Below are 21,242 nucleotides of genomic sequence, written 5' to 3'. Positions count from 1 at the left end.
ACCCTCCCCTTACGCCACGATGCAAAGGAGTTCACCACCGACGCCGGCAACACGTGCCTTGCGATCGGTCATCACACCTTTGGAGGTCGAAAGGATGGTCACGCCCAGGCCGTTCAGGACCTTCTGGACTTCGTTCGAACCTTTGTATACGCGCAAACCAGGGCGCGATACACGGTCGATACGTTCGATGACCGGACGACCAGCGTAGTACTTCAACTGGATATCAAGAGAAGGCTTCTTTTCTTCACCGGCAACGGCGAAGTCTTCGATATAACCTTCTTCTTTCAGAACCTGAGCGATAGCGACCTTGAGCTTGGAAGACGGCATAGAAACCGAAACCTTCGAAGCACGCTGAGCGTTACGAACGCGGGTCAACATATCGGAAATAGGATCATGCATGCTCATTCGTTTTCTCCTATTACCAGCTGGCCTTTGTAACGCCAGGAATCTCACCCTTCATGGCGATCTCACGCAATTTGCTACGGCCAAGACCGAACTTGCGGAAAACGCCACGTGGACGACCAGTGATAGCGCAACGGCGACGCTGGCGAACCGGGCTAGCGTCACGCGGCAGCTGTTGCAGCTTCAGACGAGCAGCAAAGCGCTCATCGTCAGACAGACTTTGGTTGTTGATGATGCCGATGAGTGCTTCGCGCTTTGCTGCAAATTTTGCAACAGTTTTGGTACGCTTCTCTTCACGGTTAATCAGTGCAAGTGTTGCCATGTGCTTAACCCTTGAACGGGAACTTGAAAGCAGCCAGCAGTGCGCGGGCCTCTTCGTCAGTCTTCGCCGTGGTGGTGATGGTGATGTTCATACCACGCAGAGCATCGATCTTGTCGTACTCGATTTCCGGGAAGATGATCTGCTCTTTAACACCCATGTTGTAGTTGCCACGGCCGTCAAAAGACTTGCCGGACACACCACGGAAGTCGCGTACACGTGGCAGCGAAATCGTAACCAGGCGATCCAGGAATTCGTACATGCGCTCGCGGCGCAGTGTCACCTTGCAGCCAACCGGGTAGTGATCACGAATCTTAAAGCCGGCGATCGACTTACGAGCGGTGGTCACAACTGGCTTCTGGCCGGCGATCTTCTGCAGATCACCAACGGCGAATTCCATGACTTTTTTGTCCGCAACAGCTTCGCCGACACCCATGTTCAGGGTAATCTTCTCGATGCGCGGTACTTCCATGATCGATTTGTAACCGAACTGTTTTACCAGATCAGCAACAACCGTTTCTTTGTAAAAATCGTAAAGACGTGCCATGTTGACTCCTTAAGCCCCGACGACTTCGCCGGAGGACTTGAACACACGCACCTTGCGACCGTCTTCAAGTGTCTTGAAGCCAACACGATCAGCCTTCTGGCTGGCGGTGTTGAAAATGGCCACATTGGACACGTCAATCGGCATGGTCTTGTCAACGATGCCGCCTGCGATGCCGCGTACCGGATTTGGTTTCATGTGCTTCTTGACGACGTTAACGCCCTCAACAACAACTTTACCTTCCAGCGAACGCAACACGGTGCCACGCTTACCTTTATCTTTACCGGTGATTACTACGACTTCATCACCTTTGCGAATCTTGCGCATGCTAGCTCCTTACAGCACTTCCGGTGCCAGCGACACGATCTTCATGAAACGCTCGGTACGCAGTTCACGCGTAACAGGCCCGAAGATGCGAGTGCCGATAGGCTCAAGTTTGGCATTCAGCAATACCGCAGCATTACCGTCGAACTTGATCAACGAGCCATCTGGACGACGAACGCCTTTGGCAGTACGTACAACAACAGCGTTGTATACGTCGCCTTTCTTGACGCGGCCGCGCGGAGCAGCATCCTTGATGGTCACCTTGATAATATCGCCAACGCTAGCGTAGCGACGCTTGGAGCCGCCCAACACTTTAATGCACATGACATGACGTGCACCAGTGTTATCCGCGACCTCAAGCATGGTCTGCATTTGGATCATTTATGATTACCTTTTTTATCCAACTTACCCCGTCACTTTCATCTGATCGGTCAGCTGCGTTGCTGAGCGACTTCACAGATGAAACGCCGCAATAATTGCGGCGTATCTAACGGCCAGTTTTGGACCCCGTAAGGGCAGATCCCCACCAGACATGATGGGGAAGTGGCCATTATACAGAGGGGCTGCCCCCTCTGCAAGCTTTACGCCTGACGAGCTTTCTCGACCAGGCTAGTTACCACCCACGTCTTAGTCTTCGAGAGCGGACGGGACTCACTGATAATAACCAGATCACCCTCACGATACTCGTTGGCTTCGTCGTGCGCGTGGAACTTGTTGGAAAGACGGATCACCTTGCCGTAGATCGGGTGCTTAACTTTGCGCTCGACCAGTACGGTTACGGTCTTGTCCATCTTGTCGCTGACGACTTTACCAGTCAGCGTACGTACCATTTTGATTTCGCTCATATTAAGCAGCCTTCTCTTTCAGAATGGTGCGCACACGAGCGATGTCGCGGCGAACTTTCTTCAGTTCACTGTTTTTGGCGAGCTGCTGCGTGGCGTTTTGCATGCGCAGGGCAAACTGGGCCTTCAACAGGCTCAACAGTTCAACCTTCAGCTCGTCCACGTTCTTTGCTCTCAGTTCGGACGCTTTCATTACTGACCTACCTGTCTAATCACAAACATAGTGGCGATCGGCAATTTTGCTGCGGCCAAGCGGAAAGCTTCGCGGGCGAGCTCTTCAGCTACACCGTCCATCTCATACAGCATTTTGCCAGGCTGGATTTCTGCCACGTAGAATTCCGGACTACCTTTACCGTTACCCATACGTACTTCGGCAGGCTTGGAGGTGATCGGCTTATCTGGGAATACACGAATCCAGATACGACCACCACGCTTGATGTGACGAGTCATGGCGCGACGAGCTGCCTCGATCTGACGCGCGGTCAGACGGCCACGACCCACAGCCTTCAGACCAAAATCACCGAAGCTCACCTTGTTACCACGGGTGGCGATACCGGTGTTACGGCCTTTGTGCTGTTTACGGTACTTGAGTCTAGTTGGCTGTAGCATTTCGTGCCCCCGACTTTCTGATTTTCTTCTCAGGCGCTACTGGAGCAGCCTGAACCTGACCCGGCTTCAGATCGCCTTTGTAGACCCAAACCTTGATACCGATGATACCGTAGGTGGTCTTGGCTTCAGAAGTCGCGTAATCGACATCAGCACGCAGAGTGTGCAAAGGCACACGGCCTTCACGGTACCACTCGGTACGGGCGATTTCGATACCGTTCAGACGGCCAGCACTCATGATCTTGATGCCCAAGGCACCCATGCGCATGGCGTTCTGCATGGAGCGCTTCATGGCACGACGGAACATTACACGCTTCTCGAGCTGAGAAGCAATGCCATCGGCAATGATTTGCGCATCCACTTCAGGACGGCGGATTTCTTCGATATTAACGTGCACAGGCACACCCAGCTTGCTCTGCAGATCACGCTTGAGCAACTCGATGTCTTCGCCCTTCTTGCCAATCACCACACCCGGACGTGCGCTGTGAATCGTGATGCGTGCGGACTTAGCCGGACGCTCGATCACTACACGACCTACGGATGCGTGAGCAAGACGCTTTTTCAGGAACTCACGGACTTCGATATCTTTCAACAGCATGCCAGGAAAATCCTGGGAGCTGGCGTACCATTTCGAAGACCAGTTCTTAGTAACGGCAAGACGGAATCCCGTCGGATGAATCTTCTGACCCATTGCTAACCCCTCAATTGCCTACGGTCAACGTAATGTGGCAAGTCTGCTTTTCGATGCGATTGCCACGACCTTTGGCGCGGGCCGTAAAGCGCTTCAGGCTCGGACCCTTGTCAACAAAAACGGTCGCCACCACCAGGGTGTCGATATCAGCGCCTTCGTTATGCTCAGCATTGGCAATCGCCGAGTTGAGCACTTTCTTCAGCAGTTCCGCACCTTTTTTAGGGCTGAATGCGAGAATGTTCAGGGCTTCATCAACGGACTTACCGCGGATAAGATCGGCCACCAGGCGGCACTTCTGTGCCGACAAGCGAGCGTTTTTCAAATGTGCAGATACTCTCATCGCTTCACCTTACCTCTTCTTAGCCTTCTTATCGGCAGCATGGCCTTTGAAGGTACGAGTCAGAGAGAATTCACCCAGTTTGTGACCAACCATGTTCTCGGAGATGTAGACCGGAACGTGAGTGCGACCGTTGTGAACAGCAATCGTGAGACCAATGAAGTCCGGCAGGACGGTCGAACGACGCGACCAAGTCTTGATCGGACGTTTGTCACTGGTTGCACGCGCCGCATCCACCTTACCCAGCAAGTGGAGATCAACAAACGGGCCTTTTTTAAGCGAACGTGCCATTTCAATTAACCTTTAGTGGAATAGCGGCGGCGTACGATCATATTGTCGGTACGCTTGTTGCGACGTGTACGGAAGCCCTTCGTCGGCTGGCCCCATGGGCTAACCGGCACACGGCCTTCACCAGTACGGCCTTCACCACCACCATGTGGGTGATCCACTGGGTTCATTGCAACACCACGCACGGTCGGACGGATACCACGCCAGCGGTTTGCACCGGCCTTACCGATCTTACGCAGGCTGTGCTCGCCGTTGCCCACTTCGCCGATGGTGGCGCGGCAGTCAACGTGAACCTTGCGGATTTCACCCGAACGCAGACGCAGCTGCGCGTAGATGCCTTCGCGAGCCAGCAGCATAGCGGACTGACCAGCGGAGCGTGCCAGCTGGGCGCCACGGCCTGGCTGCAGCTCGATGCAGTGAATGGTCGTACCAACCGGGATATTACGGATTGGCAACGCATTACCGGCCTTGATCGGCGCTTCAGCGCCGGACAGCAGAACTTCGCCGGCCTTAACGCCACGCGGGGCGATCACATAACGACGCTCGCCGTCTGCGTAGCACAACAGTGCGATGTGCGCAGTGCGGTTCGGATCGTATTCAACACGCTCAACTTTGGCCGGAATACTATCTTTGTTACGACGGAAGTCGATAAGGCGATAGTTCTTCTTGTGACCACCACCCATATGACGGGTAGTGATGTGACCATTATTGTTACGACCACCTGTCGAATTTTTCTTTTCGATAAGAGCGGCGTGAGGCGCGCCCTTATGCAGGTCGGGGTGTACAACCTTGACAACTGCGCGGCGACCGGCAGATGTTGGCTTAACTTTAACGATAGGCATGCTCTATCTCCTTACTCCGCGGACGCTGCGGTCAGATCAAATTCCTGACCTGGCACCAGGCTAACATAAGCCTTTTTCCAGTCCTTGCGACGACCCGATGTGCGACCGAAACGCTTGGTTTTACCCTTGGCATTAATCGTTGCAACAGCGGCCACTTTGACATTGAACAGCAGCTCGACAGCAGCCTTGATCTCGGTCTTGTTGGCATCGGTCACAACGCGGAAAGCAACTTGCTGGTTCTTCTCAGCGATCAGCGTGCTTTTCTCGGACACGATCGGAGCGAGGATAACCTGCATCAGACGTTCTTGATTCATGCCCACTGCTCCTCAAGTTGCTTGACAGCGTCGCGAGTGATCACAATCTTCTTAAAGCGAAGCAGGCTGTATGGATCAGCTTGCTGGGCTTCGATCACCAGAACGTTAGGAAGGTTACGCGACGAAAGGTAAAGATTTTCATCGAGCTCTTTGGTGATGAACAGTGCCTGCTCCAGACCCATGGACTTCACAACACCTGCGAATTCCTTGGTCTTCGGCGTTTCAACCGACAGACTGTCAACCACGATCAGACGCTCATCACGTACCAGCTGGGACAGAATCGTCGCCACACCGGCACGGAACATCTTGCGGTTAACCTTCTGGGTGAAGTTCTCGTCCGGCTTGTTCGGGAAAGCACGACCACCGCCACGACGAATCGGGGACGAAGTCATACCGGCACGAGCATTGCCAGTACCTTTCTGCTTGAAAGGCTTCTTGGTCGAGTGGCTAACTTCGGCACGTGTCAACTGCGCACGGTTACCGCTGCGAGCATTCGCCAGGAATGCAGTCACAACCTGGTGAACCAGAGCTTCGTTGTAGTCGCGACCGAACAGCGCATCAGACGCCAGCAGGTTCTCTACAGCCTGACCCTGGGTATTGATTACTTTCAATTCCATCACGCACCCGCCTTCACACTTGGACGAACCATCACGTCGCCATTCGTAGCACCAGGCACTGCGCCCTTAACCAGAATCAGCTGACGCTCGGTGTCGATACGAACAACCTCGAGGCACTGAACCGTGCTCTTGACGTTACCGTACTGGCCGGCCATACGCTTACCAGCAAACACGCGACCCGGATCCTGCGCCATACCGATAGAACCTGGGGTATTGTGCGAACGGGAGTTACCGTGCGATGCGCGGTTGGACGAGAAGTTGTGACGCTTGATCACACCCGAGAAGCCCTTACCCTTGGAGGTACCGGTCACATCGACCAGTTGACCTACCTGGAAAATTTCCACGGTAATAGCATCGCCAGGTTTGAAAGCGGAAAGCTCTTCAGCGGTCAGCGTGAATTCACGCATCCCACGACCAGCCTCAACGCCAGCCTTGGCGAAGTGACCAGCAGCAGCCTTAACTACGCGGCTTGCCTTGCGCTCGCCATAGGCGACCTGAACAGCAGTGTAACCATCCACATCGGAGGTTTTAATTTGCGAAACGCGGTTGGAAGCCATATCCAGCACAGTCACAGGGATGGAAGCACCATCCTCAGCGAAAATGCGGGTCATGCCGACCTTGCGTCCGACTAGACCTAAAGTCATGTTTATTTCCTTTTGCAGGTGCCGATTACGATTGACCAGCATACAAAAACAAAAGCGGACTCGCAAAATTGCGAGTCCGCAAATGTATCACAGAAAATTCATACAATGCAATAACTTAGCGTAACTGCATCGCGAATATCTGATTACTGCAGTTTGATTTCCACGTCAACGCCAGCCGGCAGGTCGAGCTTCATCAAAGCATCAACCGTCTTGTCGGTAGGGTCCACGATGTCCATCAGGCGCAGGTGAGTACGGATTTCCAGCTGGTCGCGGGAAGTCTTGTTCACGTGCGGCGAACGCAGAATATTGAAACGCTCGATCTTGGTCGGCAGCGGAACCGGACCCTTCACAACAGCGCCGGTGCGCTTTGCAGTCTCAACGATTTCCTGAGCCGAGCGATCGATCAGGTTGTAGTCAAACGCCTTCAGGCGGATGCGGATTTTTTGGCTTTGCATACTATTCTCCGCGCCTGATTAGGCGATGATCTTGGCGACGACACCGGCACCAACAGTACGGCCACCTTCGCGGATAGCGAAGCGCAGACCGTCTTCCATAGCGATCGGAGCAATCAGCTCAACCGTGATGGATACGTTATCGCCAGGCATCACCATTTCCACGCCTTCTGGCAGGCTAACAGCGCCAGTCACGTCCGTGGTACGGAAGTAGAACTGTGGGCGGTAGTTAGCGAAGAATGGCGTGTGACGACCACCTTCGTTCTTGCTCAGTACGTAGATCTCACCGGTGAACTTGGTGTGCGGGGTAATGGAACCCGGCTTAGCCAGAACCTGGCCACGCTCAACGTCTTCACGCTTGGTACCACGCAGCAGCACGCCTACGTTGTCGCCAGCCTGACCCTGATCCAGCAGCTTGCGGAACATTTCCACGCCAGTGCAAGTCGTCTTAACGGTGTCTTTCAGGCCAACGATTTCGATTTCTTCGCCGACTTTAACGATACCGCGCTCAACACGACCGGTCACTACGGTACCGCGACCGGAGATCGAGAACACGTCTTCGATTGGCAGCAGGAACGGCTTGTCCACAGCGCGCTCTGGCGTTGGGATGTAGCTATCCAGCGCATCGGCCAGACGGTAGATCGATGGCTCACCGATATCGGACTGGTCGCCTTCCAGCGCCTTCAGGGCAGAGCCCTTGATCAGCGGCAGGTCGTCGCCTGGGAAGTCGTAGGAAGACAGCAGCTCGCGCACTTCCATTTCAACCAGTTCCAGCAGTTCTTCATCATCAACCATGTCGCACTTGTTCAGGTATACGATGATGTAAGGAACGCCAACCTGACGAGCCAGCAGGATGTGTTCGCGGGTCTGTGGCATTGGACCGTCAGCGGCCGAGCACACCAGAATCGCGCCGTCCATCTGGGCCGCGCCGGTAATCATGTTCTTCACATAGTCAGCGTGACCTGGGCAGTCAACGTGAGCGTAGTGACGGGTTTCGGTCTCGTACTCAACGTGAGCGGTATTAATGGTAATACCACGTGCCTTTTCTTCTGGCGCGCTGTCAATCTGGGCATAACCCTTGGCTTCGCCACCGAACTTCTTCGACAGAATGGTGGTGATCGCTGCGGTCAGGGTGGTCTTACCATGGTCCACGTGACCGATGGTACCAACGTTTACGTGCGGCTTGGTCCGCGCAAACTTTTCTTTTGCCATTTTGCAAAATTCCTTCATTAAAGAACATCAAACCAGACTGGCCCGGCGGGCCAGCCTTAGCGCATAGAATTACTTCTTGGCACTCATTACCGCTTCAGCAACATGCTTAGGCGCTTCGGAGTAGTGCTTGAACTCCATGGAGTACGTAGCACGGCCCTGGGTAGCGGAACGCAGGTCGGTGGAGTAACCGAACATCTCGGCCAGTGGAACCTCGGCCTTGATCTTCTTACCACCCAGACCATCATCGTCCATACCCAACACGATACCGCGACGACGACTCAAGTCACCCATCACGTCACCCATGTAGTCTTCCGGCGTTTCCACTTCCACAGCCATCATCGGCTCGAGAATGCACGGACTAGCGCGGCGCATGGCTTCTTTGAATGCCATGGAGCCAGCCAGTTCGAACGCGATCTGCGAGGAGTCAACGTCGTGGTAGGAACCGAAGGTCAGACGAACAGTCACGTCAACCACCGGGAAGCCGGCGAGAATACCGTTGTTCAGCGTATTCTGGATACCCTTGTCAACGGACGGGATGAATTCGCGCGGAATTGTACCACCCTTGATCTCGTCGAAGAACTTGTAGCCATTGCCTTCACCGGACGGCTCCAGCGTGATCACTGCGTGACCATACTGACCCTTACCACCCGACTGCTTGACGTGCTTGCCGTCAACGTCGGTTACGGTCTTGGTGATGGTTTCACGGTAAGCAACCTGAGGCGCGCCTACGCTAGCCTCAACACCGAATTCGCGACGCATACGGTCAACCAGAATTTCCAGGTGCAGTTCACCCATACCGGAAATAATGGTCTGGCCCGATTCTTCATCGGTACGCACGCGGAACGATGGGTCTTCCTTGGCCAGTCGGTTCAGGGCAACACCCATCTTCTCCTGGTCAGCCTTGGTCTTAGGCTCAACGGCAACGTGAATCACCGGCTCAGGGAACTCCATACGCTCAAGAATGATCGGCGCATCAACGGCACACAGGGTTTCACCCGTGGTCACGTCTTTCAGGCCAATACCAGCAGCAATATCGCCAGCACGAACTTCAGTAATCTCGATACGGTCGTTAGCGTGCATCTGGACGATACGGCCCATACGCTCCTTACGATCCTTGATCGAGTTCAGGATGGTGTCACCGGAGTTAACCACACCCGAATACACGCGGAAGAAGGTCAGCTGGCCAACGTACGGGTCATTCATCAGTTTGAATGCCAGCGCGGAGAATTTCTCTTCGTCGGAAGCATGACGGACAGCAGGCTGACCATCAACTTCACCCGCGATAGGAGGCACGTCCAGCGGCGAAGGCAGCAGCTCAATCACGGCATCCAGCATACGCTGAACACCCTTGTTCTTGAACGCGGAACCGCACAGCATAGGCTGGATTTCGCAACGCAGTGTACGCTGACGCAGGCCGTTGATGATTTCTGCCTCGGTCAGCTCTTCGCCGCCCAAGTACTTGTCCATCATCTCTTCGCTGACTTCAGCGGCGGCTTCAACCATCTTCTCGCGCCACTCTTCGGCAACAGCCTGAATATCAGCAGGAATATCGCCGTATTCAAACTTCATACCCTGGGATGCTTCATCCCAGATGATGGCCTTCATCTTCAGCAGATCGACCACACCCTGGAAGCCATCTTCTGCACCGATAGGCACAACGATAGGCACCGGGTTGCCGCGCAAGCGCGTTTTTACCTGCTCAACTGCACGGAAGAAGTTGGCGCCTTGACGGTCCATCTTGTTCACGAATGCAACGCGCGGCACCTTGTACTTGTTAGCCTGACGCCAAACGGTTTCCGACTGCGGCTGAACACCACCCACAGCGCAGTAAACCATTACGGCACCATCCAGCACACGCATGGAGCGTTCAACTTCAATCGTGAAGTCAACGTGTCCCGGGGTATCAATAATGTTGAAATGATGCTCCGGGTACTGCAGGCTCATGCCCTTCCAGTAGGTGGTGGTCGCAGCGGAAGTAATGGTAATACCACGCTCCTGCTCCTGCTCCATCCAGTCCATGGTGGCGGCGCCATCGTGAACTTCACCGATTTTGTGGTTAATACCCGTGTAAAACAGGATACGTTCGGTGGTAGTTGTCTTACCAGCATCGATGTGAGCCGAGATACCGATATTACGGTAGCGCTCAATGGGGGTTTTCCTAGCCACGGCGATAACCTTCTCTTGAACGTTAGATTAGAAACGGAAGTGCGAGAATGCCTTGTTGGCTTCTGCCATACGATGCACTTCGTCACGTTTCTTCATGGCGCCACCACGGCCTTCGGCCGCATCCATCAATTCGCCAGCAAGACGCAGATCCATGGACTTTTCACCACGCTTACGCGCAGCATCACGCAACCAACGCATTGCCAAAGCCATACGGCGGGATGGGCGAACTTCAACAGGGACTTGGTAGTTAGCACCACCGACACGGCGGCTCTTCACTTCCACCATAGGCTTGGCATTGGAAATTGCGGTATTGAAGACTTCAACAGCGTTCTTGCCGGTTTTCTTTTCAATCTGGGCCAGCGCGCCGTAGATGATGCGTTCGGCAACAGCTTTTTTGCCGTCGATCATCACAACGTTCATAAACTTGGACAGATCCTGGCTACCGAACTTTGGATCCGGCAACACGTCACGCTTGGGGACTTCTCTGCGTCTTGGCATGGTAATTCCTTAATTCTATTCAGTTGAGCATGGGCTCATGACCACCCAGTAGAGTGATCACTTACTCGACAGTCTCTGGGACTGCCTAATGTGCCGAAGCGATTACTTCGGACGCTTAGTACCGTACTTGGAACGGGACTGCTTACGATCTTTCACGCCTGCGGTATCCAGCGAGCCGCGAACGGTGTGGTAACGCACACCTGGCAAGTCTTTTACACGACCGCCACGGATCAGGACAACGGAGTGTTCCTGCAGGTTGTGGCCTTCACCGCCGATGTAAGAAATCACTTCAAAACCGTTGGTCAGACGCACCTTGCACACTTTACGCAGAGCCGAGTTTGGCTTCTTTGGAGTGGTGGTGTAGACACGAGTGCACACGCCGCGCTTCTGCGGGCAAGCCTCAAGTGCCGGAACCTTGCTCTTCGCCACAGCGGCCAGACGGCCCTTGCGAACGAGTTGGTTAATAGTTGGCATGACTATCAATTTCCCTGTTGATAATAAAATAGGCGGCAAGCCACCTAAGGACGCGAGATTATATTTTAGTCACCGAGCAGCGTCAATGAAGAAAAGCCGCCAACCCAATGTTACCCATTGAATTAACGGCTTTTTTCTAGGCAGATGCTAGACAGCGAGTAGCTTAATCTTCAGCTTGCGCCTCGGACTCGTCAACCAGCCCGGTGAACATATGCTCGGGGCCATTGTTCAAACCGAGGTTTTCACGGCGACGGTTGCGATGGTAAGCCAGACCCGTACCTGCCGGAATCAGACGACCCACAATCACGTTTTCCTTCAGGCCGCGCAGATCATCACGCTTACCCATAATGGCAGCCTCGGTCAGCACGCGCGTGGTTTCCTGGAAGGATGCGGCCGAGATAAACGAGTCGGTCGACAGCGATGCCTTGGTAATACCCAGCAGCACATTATCGAACTGCGCCGGGATCTTGCCTTCTTCCAGCATCTTGTCGTTCGCCTTCAGCAGCTCGGCACGCTCAACCTGCTCACCCTGGATGAAGTCGGTATCGCCCGAATCGGTGATCAGCACACGACGCAGCATCTGGCGAATAATCACCTCGATGTGCTTATCGTTAATCTTCACACCCTGCAGACGGTAAACCTCCTGCACTTCCTGCACGATGTAGCGCGCCAGTGCTTCGATACCCTGCAGACGCAGAATGTCGTGCGGATCAACCGAGCCGTCAACAATGGTTTCACCCATGTTCACAACCTGACCATCATGCACCAGTACGTGACGATCCTTAGGAATCAGTGTCTCGTGACCCAGGCCTTCCAGGTCGGTAATGATCAGACGCTGTTTGCCCTTGGTATCCTTACCGAAGGAGACCGTACCGGTCACTTCTGCCAGGGTACCGGCAATCTTAGGCGAACGCGCTTCAAACAGTTCGGCCACACGCGGCAGACCACCGGTAATGTCTCGGGTCTTGGTCGTTTCCTGAGGAATACGCGCCAGCACTTCACCCTTACCGACTTCCTGACCATCGCGTACGGTAATAATCGCGCCAACCTGGAAGGTAATCGATACCGAGGCATCGGAACCGGTCAGCTTCACTTCATTACCGAACTCGTCCAGCAGTTTCACCAATGGACGCAGCATCTTCGAGGTGCTGGTACCGCGGCGCTTAGGATCGATCACTACCAGAGACGACAGGCCGGTCACTTCATCGACCTGCTTGGCAACCGTCGTACCTTCTTCCACGTTCTCGAACTTCACGCGGCCGGTGTACTCGGTAATGATCGGACGGGTATGCGGATCCCAAGTTGCCAGCACGGCGCCAGCCTTGATCACGTCACCATCCTTCACCACCAGCGTCGCACCGTACGGCACTTTATGACGCTCACGCTCACGGCCAACATCATCATGGATGACTACCTCGCCGGAGCGGGTAATCACGATCAACTCACCCTTGGAGTTGGCCACATAACGCATCTGGCTGGAGAAACGCAAGGTACCGTTCGACTTACCTTCAACCTGGCTGGCTGCTGCATTTCGCGAAGCGGCACCACCAATGTGGAAGGTACGCATGGTCAGCTGGGTACCCGGCTCACCAATCGACTGGGCGGCAATCACGCCCACGGCTTCACCGGCATTCACCCGCTTACCGCGCGCCAGATCACGACCATAACACTGGGCGCACAGACCATAGCGCGTATCGCAGGTAATGGCGGTACGCACCTTCACCTCGTCGATGCCGTAGCTGTCGATCAGCTCGACCATCGCTTCATCGATCAGGGTACCGGCTTCAACCACAGTCGCATTGCTGGACGGATCAACCACGTCAATCGCGGTCACACGACCCAGAATACGATCACCCAGCGCCTCGATGACATCGCCGCCCTGTACCACAGACTTCATGACAAAGCCGTTCGTCGTGCCGCAATCGTCCTCGATCACCACCAAGTCCTGCGTCACATCGACCAGACGACGGGTCAGGTAACCGGAGTTAGCTGTCTTCAGCGCCGTATCCGCCAGACCCTTACGGGCACCGTGTGTCGAGATAAAGTACTGCAGAACCGTCAGACCTTCGCGGAAGTTCGCGGTAATCGGCGTTTCAATAATCGAGCCGTCAGGCTTGGCCATCAGGCCTCGCATACCAGCCAGCTGCTTGATCTGTGCAGCGGAGCCTCGGGCACCGGAGTCGGCCATCATGTAAATCGAGTTGAACGATTCCTGATCGACTTCATTGCCGTGCTTGTCCAGCACCTTCTGCTTGGACAGGTTATCCATCATCGCCTTGGCAATCTTATCGCCGGTACGACCCCAGATATCCACCACCTTGTTGTAGCGCTCGCCATTGGTCACCAGACCCTGACGGTATTGCGCTTCAATTTCCTTAACTTCCTTGTTGGCCTCGGCCAGCAGCTCGGTCTTCTTGGCCGGGATTTCCATATCGTCCACGCAGATCGAAATACCGCCGCGGGTCGAATAGGCAAAACCGGTGTACATCAGCTGGTCGGCGAAAATAACCGTATCGCGGATACCGCAACGACGGAACGACGCATTGATCAGCTTGGAAATTTCTTTCTTCTTCAACGCCTTGTTGACGTGTTCGAAGCCCAGGCCCTTAGGCAGGATTTCCGACAGGATAGCGCGGCCAACCGTGGTTTCGTAACGCTTCATCACCGGCTGGAACTCGCCCTGCTCGTCTTTTTCCCACTCTTTCAGACGCACGGTAATACGCGTCCCCAGTTCAACCTGACGGGTACCGTAAGCGCGCTGCACTTCGGATACGTCGGCAAACTTCATGCCGTCATTGACGCCATTCACCTTGTCGCGGGTCATGTAATACAGACCCAACACGATATCCTGCGACGGCACGATGATAGGTTCGCCGTTGGCTGGCGACAGCACGTTGTTGGTTGCCAGCATCAGCGTACGGGCTTCCATCTGCGCTTCCAGGCTCAGCGGCACGTGTACCGCCATCTGGTCACCGTCGAAGTCGGCGTTAAATGCCGCGCAGACCAGCGGATGCAGCTGGATGGCCTTGCCTTCGATCAGAACCGGTTCGAACGCCTGAATACCCAGACGGTGCAGCGTTGGCGCACGGTTGAGCATGACCGGGTGTTCGCGGATCACGTCTTCGAGGATGTCCCATACTTCCGGCACTTCCTGCTCGACCAGTTTCTTGGCTGCCTTGATGGTCGAGGCCAGACCCATCACTTCCAGCTTGTGGAAAATGAAAGGCTTGAACAGCTCGAGCGCCATCTTCTTCGGCAGACCGCACTGATGCAGGCGCAGGGTCGGGCCCACGGTAATCACGGAACGACCGGAGTAGTCGACACGCTTACCCAGCAGGTTCTGACGGAAACGACCGCCCTTACCCTTGATCATGTCGGCCAGCGACTTGAGCGGACGCTTGTTAGCGCCGGTCATCGCCTTGCCGCGACGGCCGTTGTCCAGCAGCGAGTCAACCGACTCTTGCAGCATGCGCTTTTCGTTGCGGACAATAATATCCGGCGCACGCAGCTCCAGCAGGCGCTTCAGGCGGTTGTTACGGTTGATTACGCGACGATACAGATCGTTCAGATCGGACGTAGCGAAACGGCCACCATCCAGCGGCACCAGTGGACGCAGTTCCGGCGGCAACACCGGCAGCACTTCCAGAATCATCCATTCCGGCTTCATGCCGGAACGCTGGAACGCCTCCAGCACCTTCAGGCGCTTGGCGATCTTCTTGATCTTGGTGTCGGAGCTGGTCGCTTCCAGTTCGCGGCGCAGTGTTTCCACTTCGGTCGACAGGTCGAGCTTTTTCAGCAGCTCGCGCACTGCTTCCGCGCCCATCAGGGCAACGAATTCGTCGCCATATTCATCCTGCTTGTCGAGGTAATCTTCCTCGGTCAACAGCTGACGATCTTGCAGCGGCGTCATGCCCGGATCGGTCACGACGAATGCTTCGAAGTACAGTACGCGTTCGATGTCGCGCAGCGTCATGTCAAGCACCATGCCCAGACGCGACGGCAGCGACTTCAGGAACCAGATATGCGCAACAGGCGAGGCCAGGTCAATATGACCCATACGCTCGCGGCGCACCTTGGACAGCGTCACTTCAACGCCGCATTTTTCGCAGATCACGCCACGATGCTTGAGGCGCTTGTACTTGCCGCACAAGCACTCATAGTCTTTCACCGGCCCGAAGATACGCGCGCAGAACAGACCGTCGCGTTCGGGTTTGAAGGTGCGATAGTTGATGGTCTCAGGCTTCTTGACCTCACCGTACGACCAGGAACGGATCTTGTCGGGGGAGGCGATGCCGATCTTAATCGCATCAAACTCTTCTTCTTGCGTGACTTGCTTAAAGAGGTCGAGCAGAGCTTTCATTGCGTCTCCATTCAGGTGACTGGCGCGGGCCTAATACCCGCGCCGTCTACCTATCAATAACGTTCCAGATCGATGTCGAGGCCGAGCGAACGGATTTCCTTCACCAGCACATTGAAGGATTCCGGCATACCAGCTTCGATCTTATGTTCGCCCTTGACGATGTTTTCGTACACCTTGGTACGGCCATTCACGTCATCGGACTTCACAGTCAACATTTCTTGCAGCGTATAAGCCGCGCCATACGCTTCCAGCGCCCACACTTCCATCTCACCGAAGCGCTGGCCACCGAATTGAGCCTTACCACCCAGCGGCTGCTGGGTCACCAGCGAGTAAGGACCCGTCGAACGGGCGTGCATCTTATCGTCCACCAAGTGGTGCAGCTTCAGATAGTGCATCACGCCAACGGTCACTTTGCGGTCGAAGGCTTCGCCGGAGCGGCCGTCAAACAGCGTCATCTGGGTCTTGGACTCGTTGAAGTCGAGCAGCTTGGTGTGCTCGTCGTCACTCGGGTAGGCAAGATCCAGCATCTGGCGGATTTCGGACTCTTTCGCGCCATCAAACACCGGTGTCGCGAAAGGCATACCACGGCGCAGATGCTCAGCCAGGCTGCGCACTTCCGCATCGGACAGACCCGCGATGTCTTCCTGTTTGCCGGTGCTGTTGTACACCTGCTCCAGATAGGCACGCAGATCATCCGCCGAGCGCTGTTCTTTCAGCATGCGGTTGAAACGCTCGCCGATACCCTTACCCGCCCAACCCAGGTGAACCTCGAGAATCTGACCGATGTTCATACGCGAAGGCACGCCCAGCGGGTTCAGCACGATGTCAACCGAGCGGCCATCGGCCATGTACGGCATGTCCTCAACCGGCAGAATGCGCGAAACCACACCCTTGTTACCGTGACGACCGGCCATCTTGTCACCCGACTGCAGACGACGCTTCACGGCGATATACACCTTGACCATCTTCTGCACGCCAGGCTGCAACTCGTCACCCTGGGTCAGCTTGCGCTTCTTGTCTTCGAACTTGAGGTCGAATTCTTCACGCTTGAGCGACAGGCTTTCCTTGATCAGCTCAAGCTGCTTGGCGACTTCTTCATCCGCCATGCGGATATCGAACCACTCATGCTTGGATGGCAGTTCAGCCAGATACTCGGCGCTCACCACAGTACCCTTGGCCAGACGCTTAGGACCGCCATTGGCTTCTTTGCCCACCACCAGACGTTCGATACGGCTGAATGCGTCATCGGCGAAAATACGCAGCTGGTCATTCAGGTCGAGGCGATAACGCTTCAACTCGGCATCGATAATCGACTGGGCGCGCTTGTCGCGGTCAATACCTTCACGGGTAAAGACCTGAACATCAATCACGGTACCGACCATGCCGGTAGGTACGCGCAAACTGGTGTCCTTCACATCGGAAGCCTTCTCGCCGAAGATTGCGCGCAGCAGCTTCTCTTCTGGCGTCAGCTGGGTTTCACCCTTAGGGGTTACCTTACCGACCAGTACATCACCGGCTTCGACTTCGGCACCGATGTAAACGATACCGGCTTCATCCAGACGGCCTGCCATACGCTCGGACAGGTTAGGGATGTCGCGGGTGATCTCTTCCGGCCCCAGCTTGGTGTCACGCGCCACAACCGACAGCTCTTCGATATGAATCGAGGTGTAGCGGTCATCTGCCACTACGCGCTCGTTGATCAAAATCGAGTCTTCGAAGTTGTAACCGTTCCACGGCATAAAGGCGATGGTCATGTTCTGACCCAGTGCCAATTCGCCAAGGTCGGTCGATGCACCGTCAGCCACCACATCACCACGGGCAATCACATCGCCCACGCTCACCAGCGGACGCTGGTTGATATTGGTGTTCTGGTTGGAACGGGTAAATTTGGTCAGGTTGTAGATGTCTACACCGACTTCACCAGCCGTTGCTTCTTCGTCATTCACACGCACCACGACACGGGTCGCATCGACATAGTCGACGATACCGCCACGACGCGAAATCACCGAAGTACCCGAGTCGATGGCCACTGCGCGCTCGATACCGGTGCCGACAAACGGCTTTTCCGGACGCAGGCAAGGCACCGCCTGACGTTGCATGTTCGCGCCCATCAAGGCACGGTTGGCATCGTCATGCTCAAGGAACGGAATCAGCGAAGCCGCAACCGATACCACCTGACCCGTTGCCACGTCCATGTATTCGACGCGGTCAGGGGTTGCCAGAATGGTTTCGCCGGTTTCACGGCAAGTCACCATCTCGTCGATCAGGTTGCCTTCGTCGTCCAGCGTGGCGTTAGCCTGAGCAATCACGTAGCGGCCTTCTTCGATCGCCGACAGGTAATCGATCTGCATCGTTACCTTGCCGTCAATCACGCGCCGATATGGCGTTTCGAGGAAGCCGTACTCGTTGGTGCGGGCATACACCGACAAGGAGTTGATCAGACCAATGTTCGGACCTTCCGGCGTTTCGATCGGGCACACACGACCATAGTGGGTCGGATGCACGTCTCGAACTTCAAAGCCGGCGCGCTCACGCGTCAGACCGCCAGGACCCAGTGCCGATACACGGCGCTTGTGGGTAATTTCAGCCAGCGGGTTGGTCTGGTCCATAAACTGCGACAACTGGCTGGAACCGAAGAATTCCTTGATCGCGGCCGAGACAGGCTTGGCATTGATCAGGTCATGCGGCATCAGGTTGTCGGATTCAGCCTGATTCAGGCGTTCCTTGACGGCACGCTCGACACGCACCAGACCGGCGCGGAACTGGTTCTCGGCCAGTTCACCTACCGAACGCACGCGACGGTTACCCAGGTGATCGATATCGTCGACATCGCCGCGGCCATTGCGCAGTTCGGTCAGGATAGCAATCACCGATACGATGTCTTCAGTCGACAGAATGCCGGAAGTCGAGTCCTTGAAGGCGGCAAACTTCTCACCCACCAGGGACTTGAACCACTCAGGCGACTTCTCGTCGAACTTGTAGTCGTAGGTACGGGTGTTGAACTTCATCCGGCCTACGCGCGACAGGTCGTAGGTGTCTTCATTGAAGAACAGACGCTGGAACAGCGCTTCAACCGCATCTTCGGTTGGCGGCTCGCCCGGGCGCATCATGCGGTAAATGGCAACACGCGCCTGCAACTGGCTGTCGGTGTCGTCACTACGCAGCGTCTGCGAAATGTACGCCCCCTGATCCAGATCATTGGTGTACAGCACCTGGATTTCCGGCACGCCGTGGATATCCAGCTTGGCCACCAGCTCTTCGGTAATCTCTTCATTGGCACGCGCCAGGATCTCACCGGTATCCGGATTGACCGCGCTCTTAGCCATGATTTTGCCAAACAGGGTATCGAATGGCACTTCGATGCTATCAATACCAGCTGCCTGCAGGTCGCGCACCGTCTTGGCGGTGATGCGCTTGTCTTTGGCAACGATCAGCTTGCCGTCAGCCGCGATGATGTCGGATTTGGCCAGCTCGCCCTTCAGGCGCTCAGCCACGACCTTCATGCGCACACCATCTTCGGTCAGATAGAAGGTGTCAAAACTGTAGAACTCGGACAGGATCTGCTCGTCGCTATAACCCAGCGCCTTGAGCAGGATGCTGACCGGCATTTTACGGCGGCGGTCGATACGGAAGAACAGATGGTCTTTAGGATAGAACTCGAAGTCCAGCCACGAGCCGCGGTAAGGAATCACGCGGGCCGAGAACAGCAGCTTGCCGGACGAGTGGGTCTTGCCCCGGTCGTGTTCGAAAAACACCCCTGGAGAGCGGTGCAACTGAGAAACGATAACGCGCTCGGTTCCGTTGATAATAAAGGAACCATTCGTGGTCATGAGCGGAATCTCGCCCATGTACACTTCATTCTCGCGCACTTCCTTGATGACCGGCTTGGACGACTCTTTATCCAGAATCGTCAGGCGGATACGGGCACGCAAAGGCGCAGCATAGGTAATGCCGCGCAGCTGGCATTCCTGAACGTCAAACGGCGGCTCGCCCAGTACATAATGGACGAAATCGAGATACGCATATCCGTTGTGGCTATGGATAGGGAAAATCGATTTGAAAGCCGCTTGCAGACCCGCATCCTTGCGCTGATCCAATGGCACACCCAATTGCAGAAAATCGGTGTACGAATCGATCTGGGTCGCCAACAGGAAGGGGACGTCGAGAACACTGGCACGTTTCGCAAAGCTTTTACGAATCCGCTTCTTCTCAGTAAACGAATAACTCATAGAGTCTCCATCGAGGTGTGGTGGCGCAAGTAACCAAAAGTCAACAGCCACGCTCGGGATGCTGGCTTTTAGTGACTAGGCACTTTCCACCACAAGCGCAATAAGGCTGGCGGATTTCTCCGCCAGCCCCGTCAATCTTCCAGTAGGAAGATTACTTGATTTCTGCCTTAGCGCCAGCTTCGGTCAGCTGCTTCAGCACGTCTTCAGCTTCAGCCTTGGACACGCCTTCTTTAACGGTCTTAGGAGCGCCGTCAACCATGTCTTTGGCTTCTTTCAGGCCCAGACCGGTCAGTGCACGAACAACCTTGATCACGTTAACTTTCTGGTCGCCAGCGGCGGTCAGAACAACGTCGAACTCGGTCTTCTCTTCAACAGCAGCAGCGGCAGCTGGGCCGGCTACAGCAACAGCAGCAGCGGAAACGCCGAACTTCTCTTCGAACGCCTTAACCAGGTCGTTCAGTTCCATAACGGTCAGACCAGCAACTGCGTCAAGAATTTCTTCTTTGGTAATAGCCATGTGAAAATCTCCTGAAATCTATTTAAATCAAATTTGGTTAAGCTGCTTCGGCTTGCTTCTGCTCTGCCAGTGCGGCCAGGCCACGGGCGAAGCCGGACACTGGAGCCTTCATGACGTAGAGCAGCTTCGACAGCAGTTCTTCGCGGCTTGGGATCGAAGCCAGCTCAGCAACCTGAGCGGCGTCCAGCACCTTACCATCGTAGGAACCTGCTTTAACGACGATCTTGTCGTCAGCCTTAGCGAACTGATGCAGTACTTTAGCGGCAGCAACCGGGTCTGCAGAAATACCGTACACCAGAGGACCGACCATTTGGTCAGCCAGACCGGCAAATGCGGTATCAGCTACAGCGCGACGTACCAGCGTGTTCTTCAGAACGCGCAGGAAAACGCCTTGCTCACGCGCCTGGGCGCGCAGCTTGGTCATGCTACCAACCTCAATACCCCGATATTCGGCGATAACGAGCGTCTGTGCTTCCACCAGTTGGGCGGATACTTCGGCTACGACCGCTTTTTTATCTTCAAGATTGAGACTCAAGGTCTACCTCCTAAACTGAAATGAGATGG

Annotated in this window: 24 protein-coding genes; all 24 read right to left on the bottom strand. The window is 55.2% G+C overall.

Features of this window, described 5'->3' with window-relative positions; translation table 11 throughout:
• Nucleotides 1–9: 9 nt before the first annotated feature.
• The 24 genes from rpsH to rplJ all read right to left on the bottom strand — a co-directional run bounded on the left by rpsH (nt 10) and on the right by rplJ (nt 21,213).
• Nucleotides 10–405, bottom strand: a complete 396-nt coding sequence (gene rpsH, locus M3P88_RS11755; protein ID WP_124735770.1) for a 30S ribosomal protein S8 — start codon at nt 403–405, stop codon at nt 10–12.
• A 13-nt stretch (nt 406–418) separates the two neighbouring features.
• Nucleotides 419–724, bottom strand: a complete 306-nt coding sequence (gene rpsN / locus M3P88_RS11750) for a 30S ribosomal protein S14 (protein WP_124735771.1) — start codon at nt 722–724, stop codon at nt 419–421.
• A 4-nt stretch (nt 725–728) separates the two neighbouring features.
• Nucleotides 729–1,268 (bottom strand): 50S ribosomal protein L5, encoded by a 540-nt coding sequence (gene rplE / locus M3P88_RS11745; RefSeq protein WP_124735772.1) that lies wholly within the window; start codon nt 1,266–1,268, stop codon nt 729–731.
• A gap of 9 nt (nt 1,269–1,277) precedes the next feature.
• Nucleotides 1,278–1,592 carry a 50S ribosomal protein L24 gene (gene rplX, locus M3P88_RS11740; protein WP_249616208.1) on the bottom strand — a complete coding sequence of 105 codons (315 nt, stop codon included), beginning with the start codon at nt 1,590–1,592 and terminating at the stop codon, nt 1,278–1,280.
• Between the two features lie 9 nt (nt 1,593–1,601).
• Nucleotides 1,602–1,970, bottom strand: a complete 369-nt coding sequence (gene rplN, locus M3P88_RS11735; protein WP_124735774.1) for a 50S ribosomal protein L14 — start codon at nt 1,968–1,970, stop codon at nt 1,602–1,604.
• Nucleotides 1,971–2,170: 200 nt separating this feature from the next.
• On the bottom strand, nt 2,171–2,434 hold the full coding sequence (rpsQ, locus tag M3P88_RS11730) for a 30S ribosomal protein S17 (protein WP_249616207.1): 264 nt from the start codon (nt 2,432–2,434) through the stop codon (nt 2,171–2,173).
• A 1-nt stretch (nt 2,435) separates the two neighbouring features.
• A complete protein-coding gene (rpmC, locus tag M3P88_RS11725; protein WP_124735776.1) occupies nt 2,436–2,624 on the bottom strand; it encodes a 50S ribosomal protein L29 in 189 nt (62 codons plus the stop codon).
• Entirely contained in the window at nt 2,624–3,040 is a 417-nt protein-coding gene (gene rplP / locus M3P88_RS11720) for a 50S ribosomal protein L16 (RefSeq protein ID WP_124735777.1), read from the bottom strand. Before rplP ends, rpmC begins: the two co-directional genes overlap by 1 nt.
• On the bottom strand, nt 3,024–3,728 hold the full coding sequence (rpsC, locus tag M3P88_RS11715; protein WP_249616206.1) for a 30S ribosomal protein S3: 705 nt from the start codon (nt 3,726–3,728) through the stop codon (nt 3,024–3,026). The genes rplP and rpsC overlap by 17 nt, the downstream gene beginning before the upstream one ends.
• Before the next feature lie 10 nt (nt 3,729–3,738).
• Entirely contained in the window at nt 3,739–4,068 is a 330-nt protein-coding gene (gene rplV, locus M3P88_RS11710; protein ID WP_124735779.1) for a 50S ribosomal protein L22, read from the bottom strand.
• Between the two features lie 9 nt (nt 4,069–4,077).
• Entirely contained in the window at nt 4,078–4,356 is a 279-nt protein-coding gene (gene rpsS, locus M3P88_RS11705; RefSeq protein WP_124735780.1) for a 30S ribosomal protein S19, read from the bottom strand.
• Nucleotides 4,357–4,361: 5 nt separating this feature from the next.
• Entirely contained in the window at nt 4,362–5,195 is an 834-nt protein-coding gene (gene rplB, locus M3P88_RS11700) for a 50S ribosomal protein L2 (protein WP_124735781.1), read from the bottom strand.
• Nucleotides 5,196–5,206: 11 nt separating this feature from the next.
• Entirely contained in the window at nt 5,207–5,515 is a 309-nt protein-coding gene (gene rplW, locus M3P88_RS11695) for a 50S ribosomal protein L23 (RefSeq protein WP_124735782.1), read from the bottom strand.
• Nucleotides 5,506–6,126 (bottom strand): 50S ribosomal protein L4, encoded by a 621-nt coding sequence (rplD, locus tag M3P88_RS11690; protein WP_249616205.1) that lies wholly within the window; start codon nt 6,124–6,126, stop codon nt 5,506–5,508. Before rplD ends, rplW begins: the two co-directional genes overlap by 10 nt.
• Entirely contained in the window at nt 6,126–6,770 is a 645-nt protein-coding gene (gene rplC, locus M3P88_RS11685) for a 50S ribosomal protein L3 (protein WP_249616204.1), read from the bottom strand. Before rplC ends, rplD begins: the two co-directional genes overlap by 1 nt.
• 143 nt (nt 6,771–6,913) lie before the next feature.
• Nucleotides 6,914–7,225 carry a 30S ribosomal protein S10 gene (rpsJ, locus tag M3P88_RS11680; protein ID WP_008955635.1) on the bottom strand — a complete coding sequence of 104 codons (312 nt, stop codon included), beginning with the start codon at nt 7,223–7,225 and terminating at the stop codon, nt 6,914–6,916.
• Nucleotides 7,226–7,243: 18 nt separating this feature from the next.
• Nucleotides 7,244–8,434 (bottom strand): elongation factor Tu, encoded by a 1,191-nt coding sequence (tuf, locus tag M3P88_RS11675; protein WP_124735784.1) that lies wholly within the window; start codon nt 8,432–8,434, stop codon nt 7,244–7,246.
• A gap of 69 nt (nt 8,435–8,503) precedes the next feature.
• A complete protein-coding gene (gene fusA / locus M3P88_RS11670) occupies nt 8,504–10,600 on the bottom strand; it encodes an elongation factor G (protein ID WP_249616203.1) in 2,097 nt (698 codons plus the stop codon).
• A 27-nt stretch (nt 10,601–10,627) separates the two neighbouring features.
• Nucleotides 10,628–11,098, bottom strand: a complete 471-nt coding sequence (gene rpsG / locus M3P88_RS11665) for a 30S ribosomal protein S7 (RefSeq protein ID WP_124735786.1) — start codon at nt 11,096–11,098, stop codon at nt 10,628–10,630.
• Nucleotides 11,099–11,200: 102 nt separating this feature from the next.
• On the bottom strand, nt 11,201–11,572 hold the full coding sequence (gene rpsL / locus M3P88_RS11660) for a 30S ribosomal protein S12 (protein WP_124735787.1): 372 nt from the start codon (nt 11,570–11,572) through the stop codon (nt 11,201–11,203).
• 163 nt (nt 11,573–11,735) lie between these two features.
• A complete protein-coding gene (rpoC, locus tag M3P88_RS11655) occupies nt 11,736–15,932 on the bottom strand; it encodes a DNA-directed RNA polymerase subunit beta' (protein WP_249616202.1) in 4,197 nt (1,398 codons plus the stop codon).
• Between the two features lie 53 nt (nt 15,933–15,985).
• On the bottom strand, nt 15,986–20,161 hold the full coding sequence (rpoB, locus tag M3P88_RS11650; protein ID WP_249616201.1) for a DNA-directed RNA polymerase subunit beta: 4,176 nt from the start codon (nt 20,159–20,161) through the stop codon (nt 15,986–15,988).
• Nucleotides 20,162–20,312: 151 nt separating this feature from the next.
• Nucleotides 20,313–20,678, bottom strand: coding sequence for a 50S ribosomal protein L7/L12 (gene rplL / locus M3P88_RS11645; RefSeq protein WP_124735790.1), 366 nt, complete (start codon nt 20,676–20,678; stop codon nt 20,313–20,315).
• A 37-nt stretch (nt 20,679–20,715) separates the two neighbouring features.
• On the bottom strand, nt 20,716–21,213 hold the full coding sequence (rplJ, locus tag M3P88_RS11640) for a 50S ribosomal protein L10 (RefSeq protein ID WP_124735791.1): 498 nt from the start codon (nt 21,211–21,213) through the stop codon (nt 20,716–20,718).
• Nucleotides 21,214–21,242: the final 29 nt, after the last annotated feature.

Source organism: Craterilacuibacter sp. RT1T (genome assembly GCF_023502145.1).
Lineage (GTDB): Bacteria > Pseudomonadota > Gammaproteobacteria > Burkholderiales > Chromobacteriaceae > Craterilacuibacter.
This window is presented reverse-complemented; position numbering and strand designations above follow the sequence as displayed.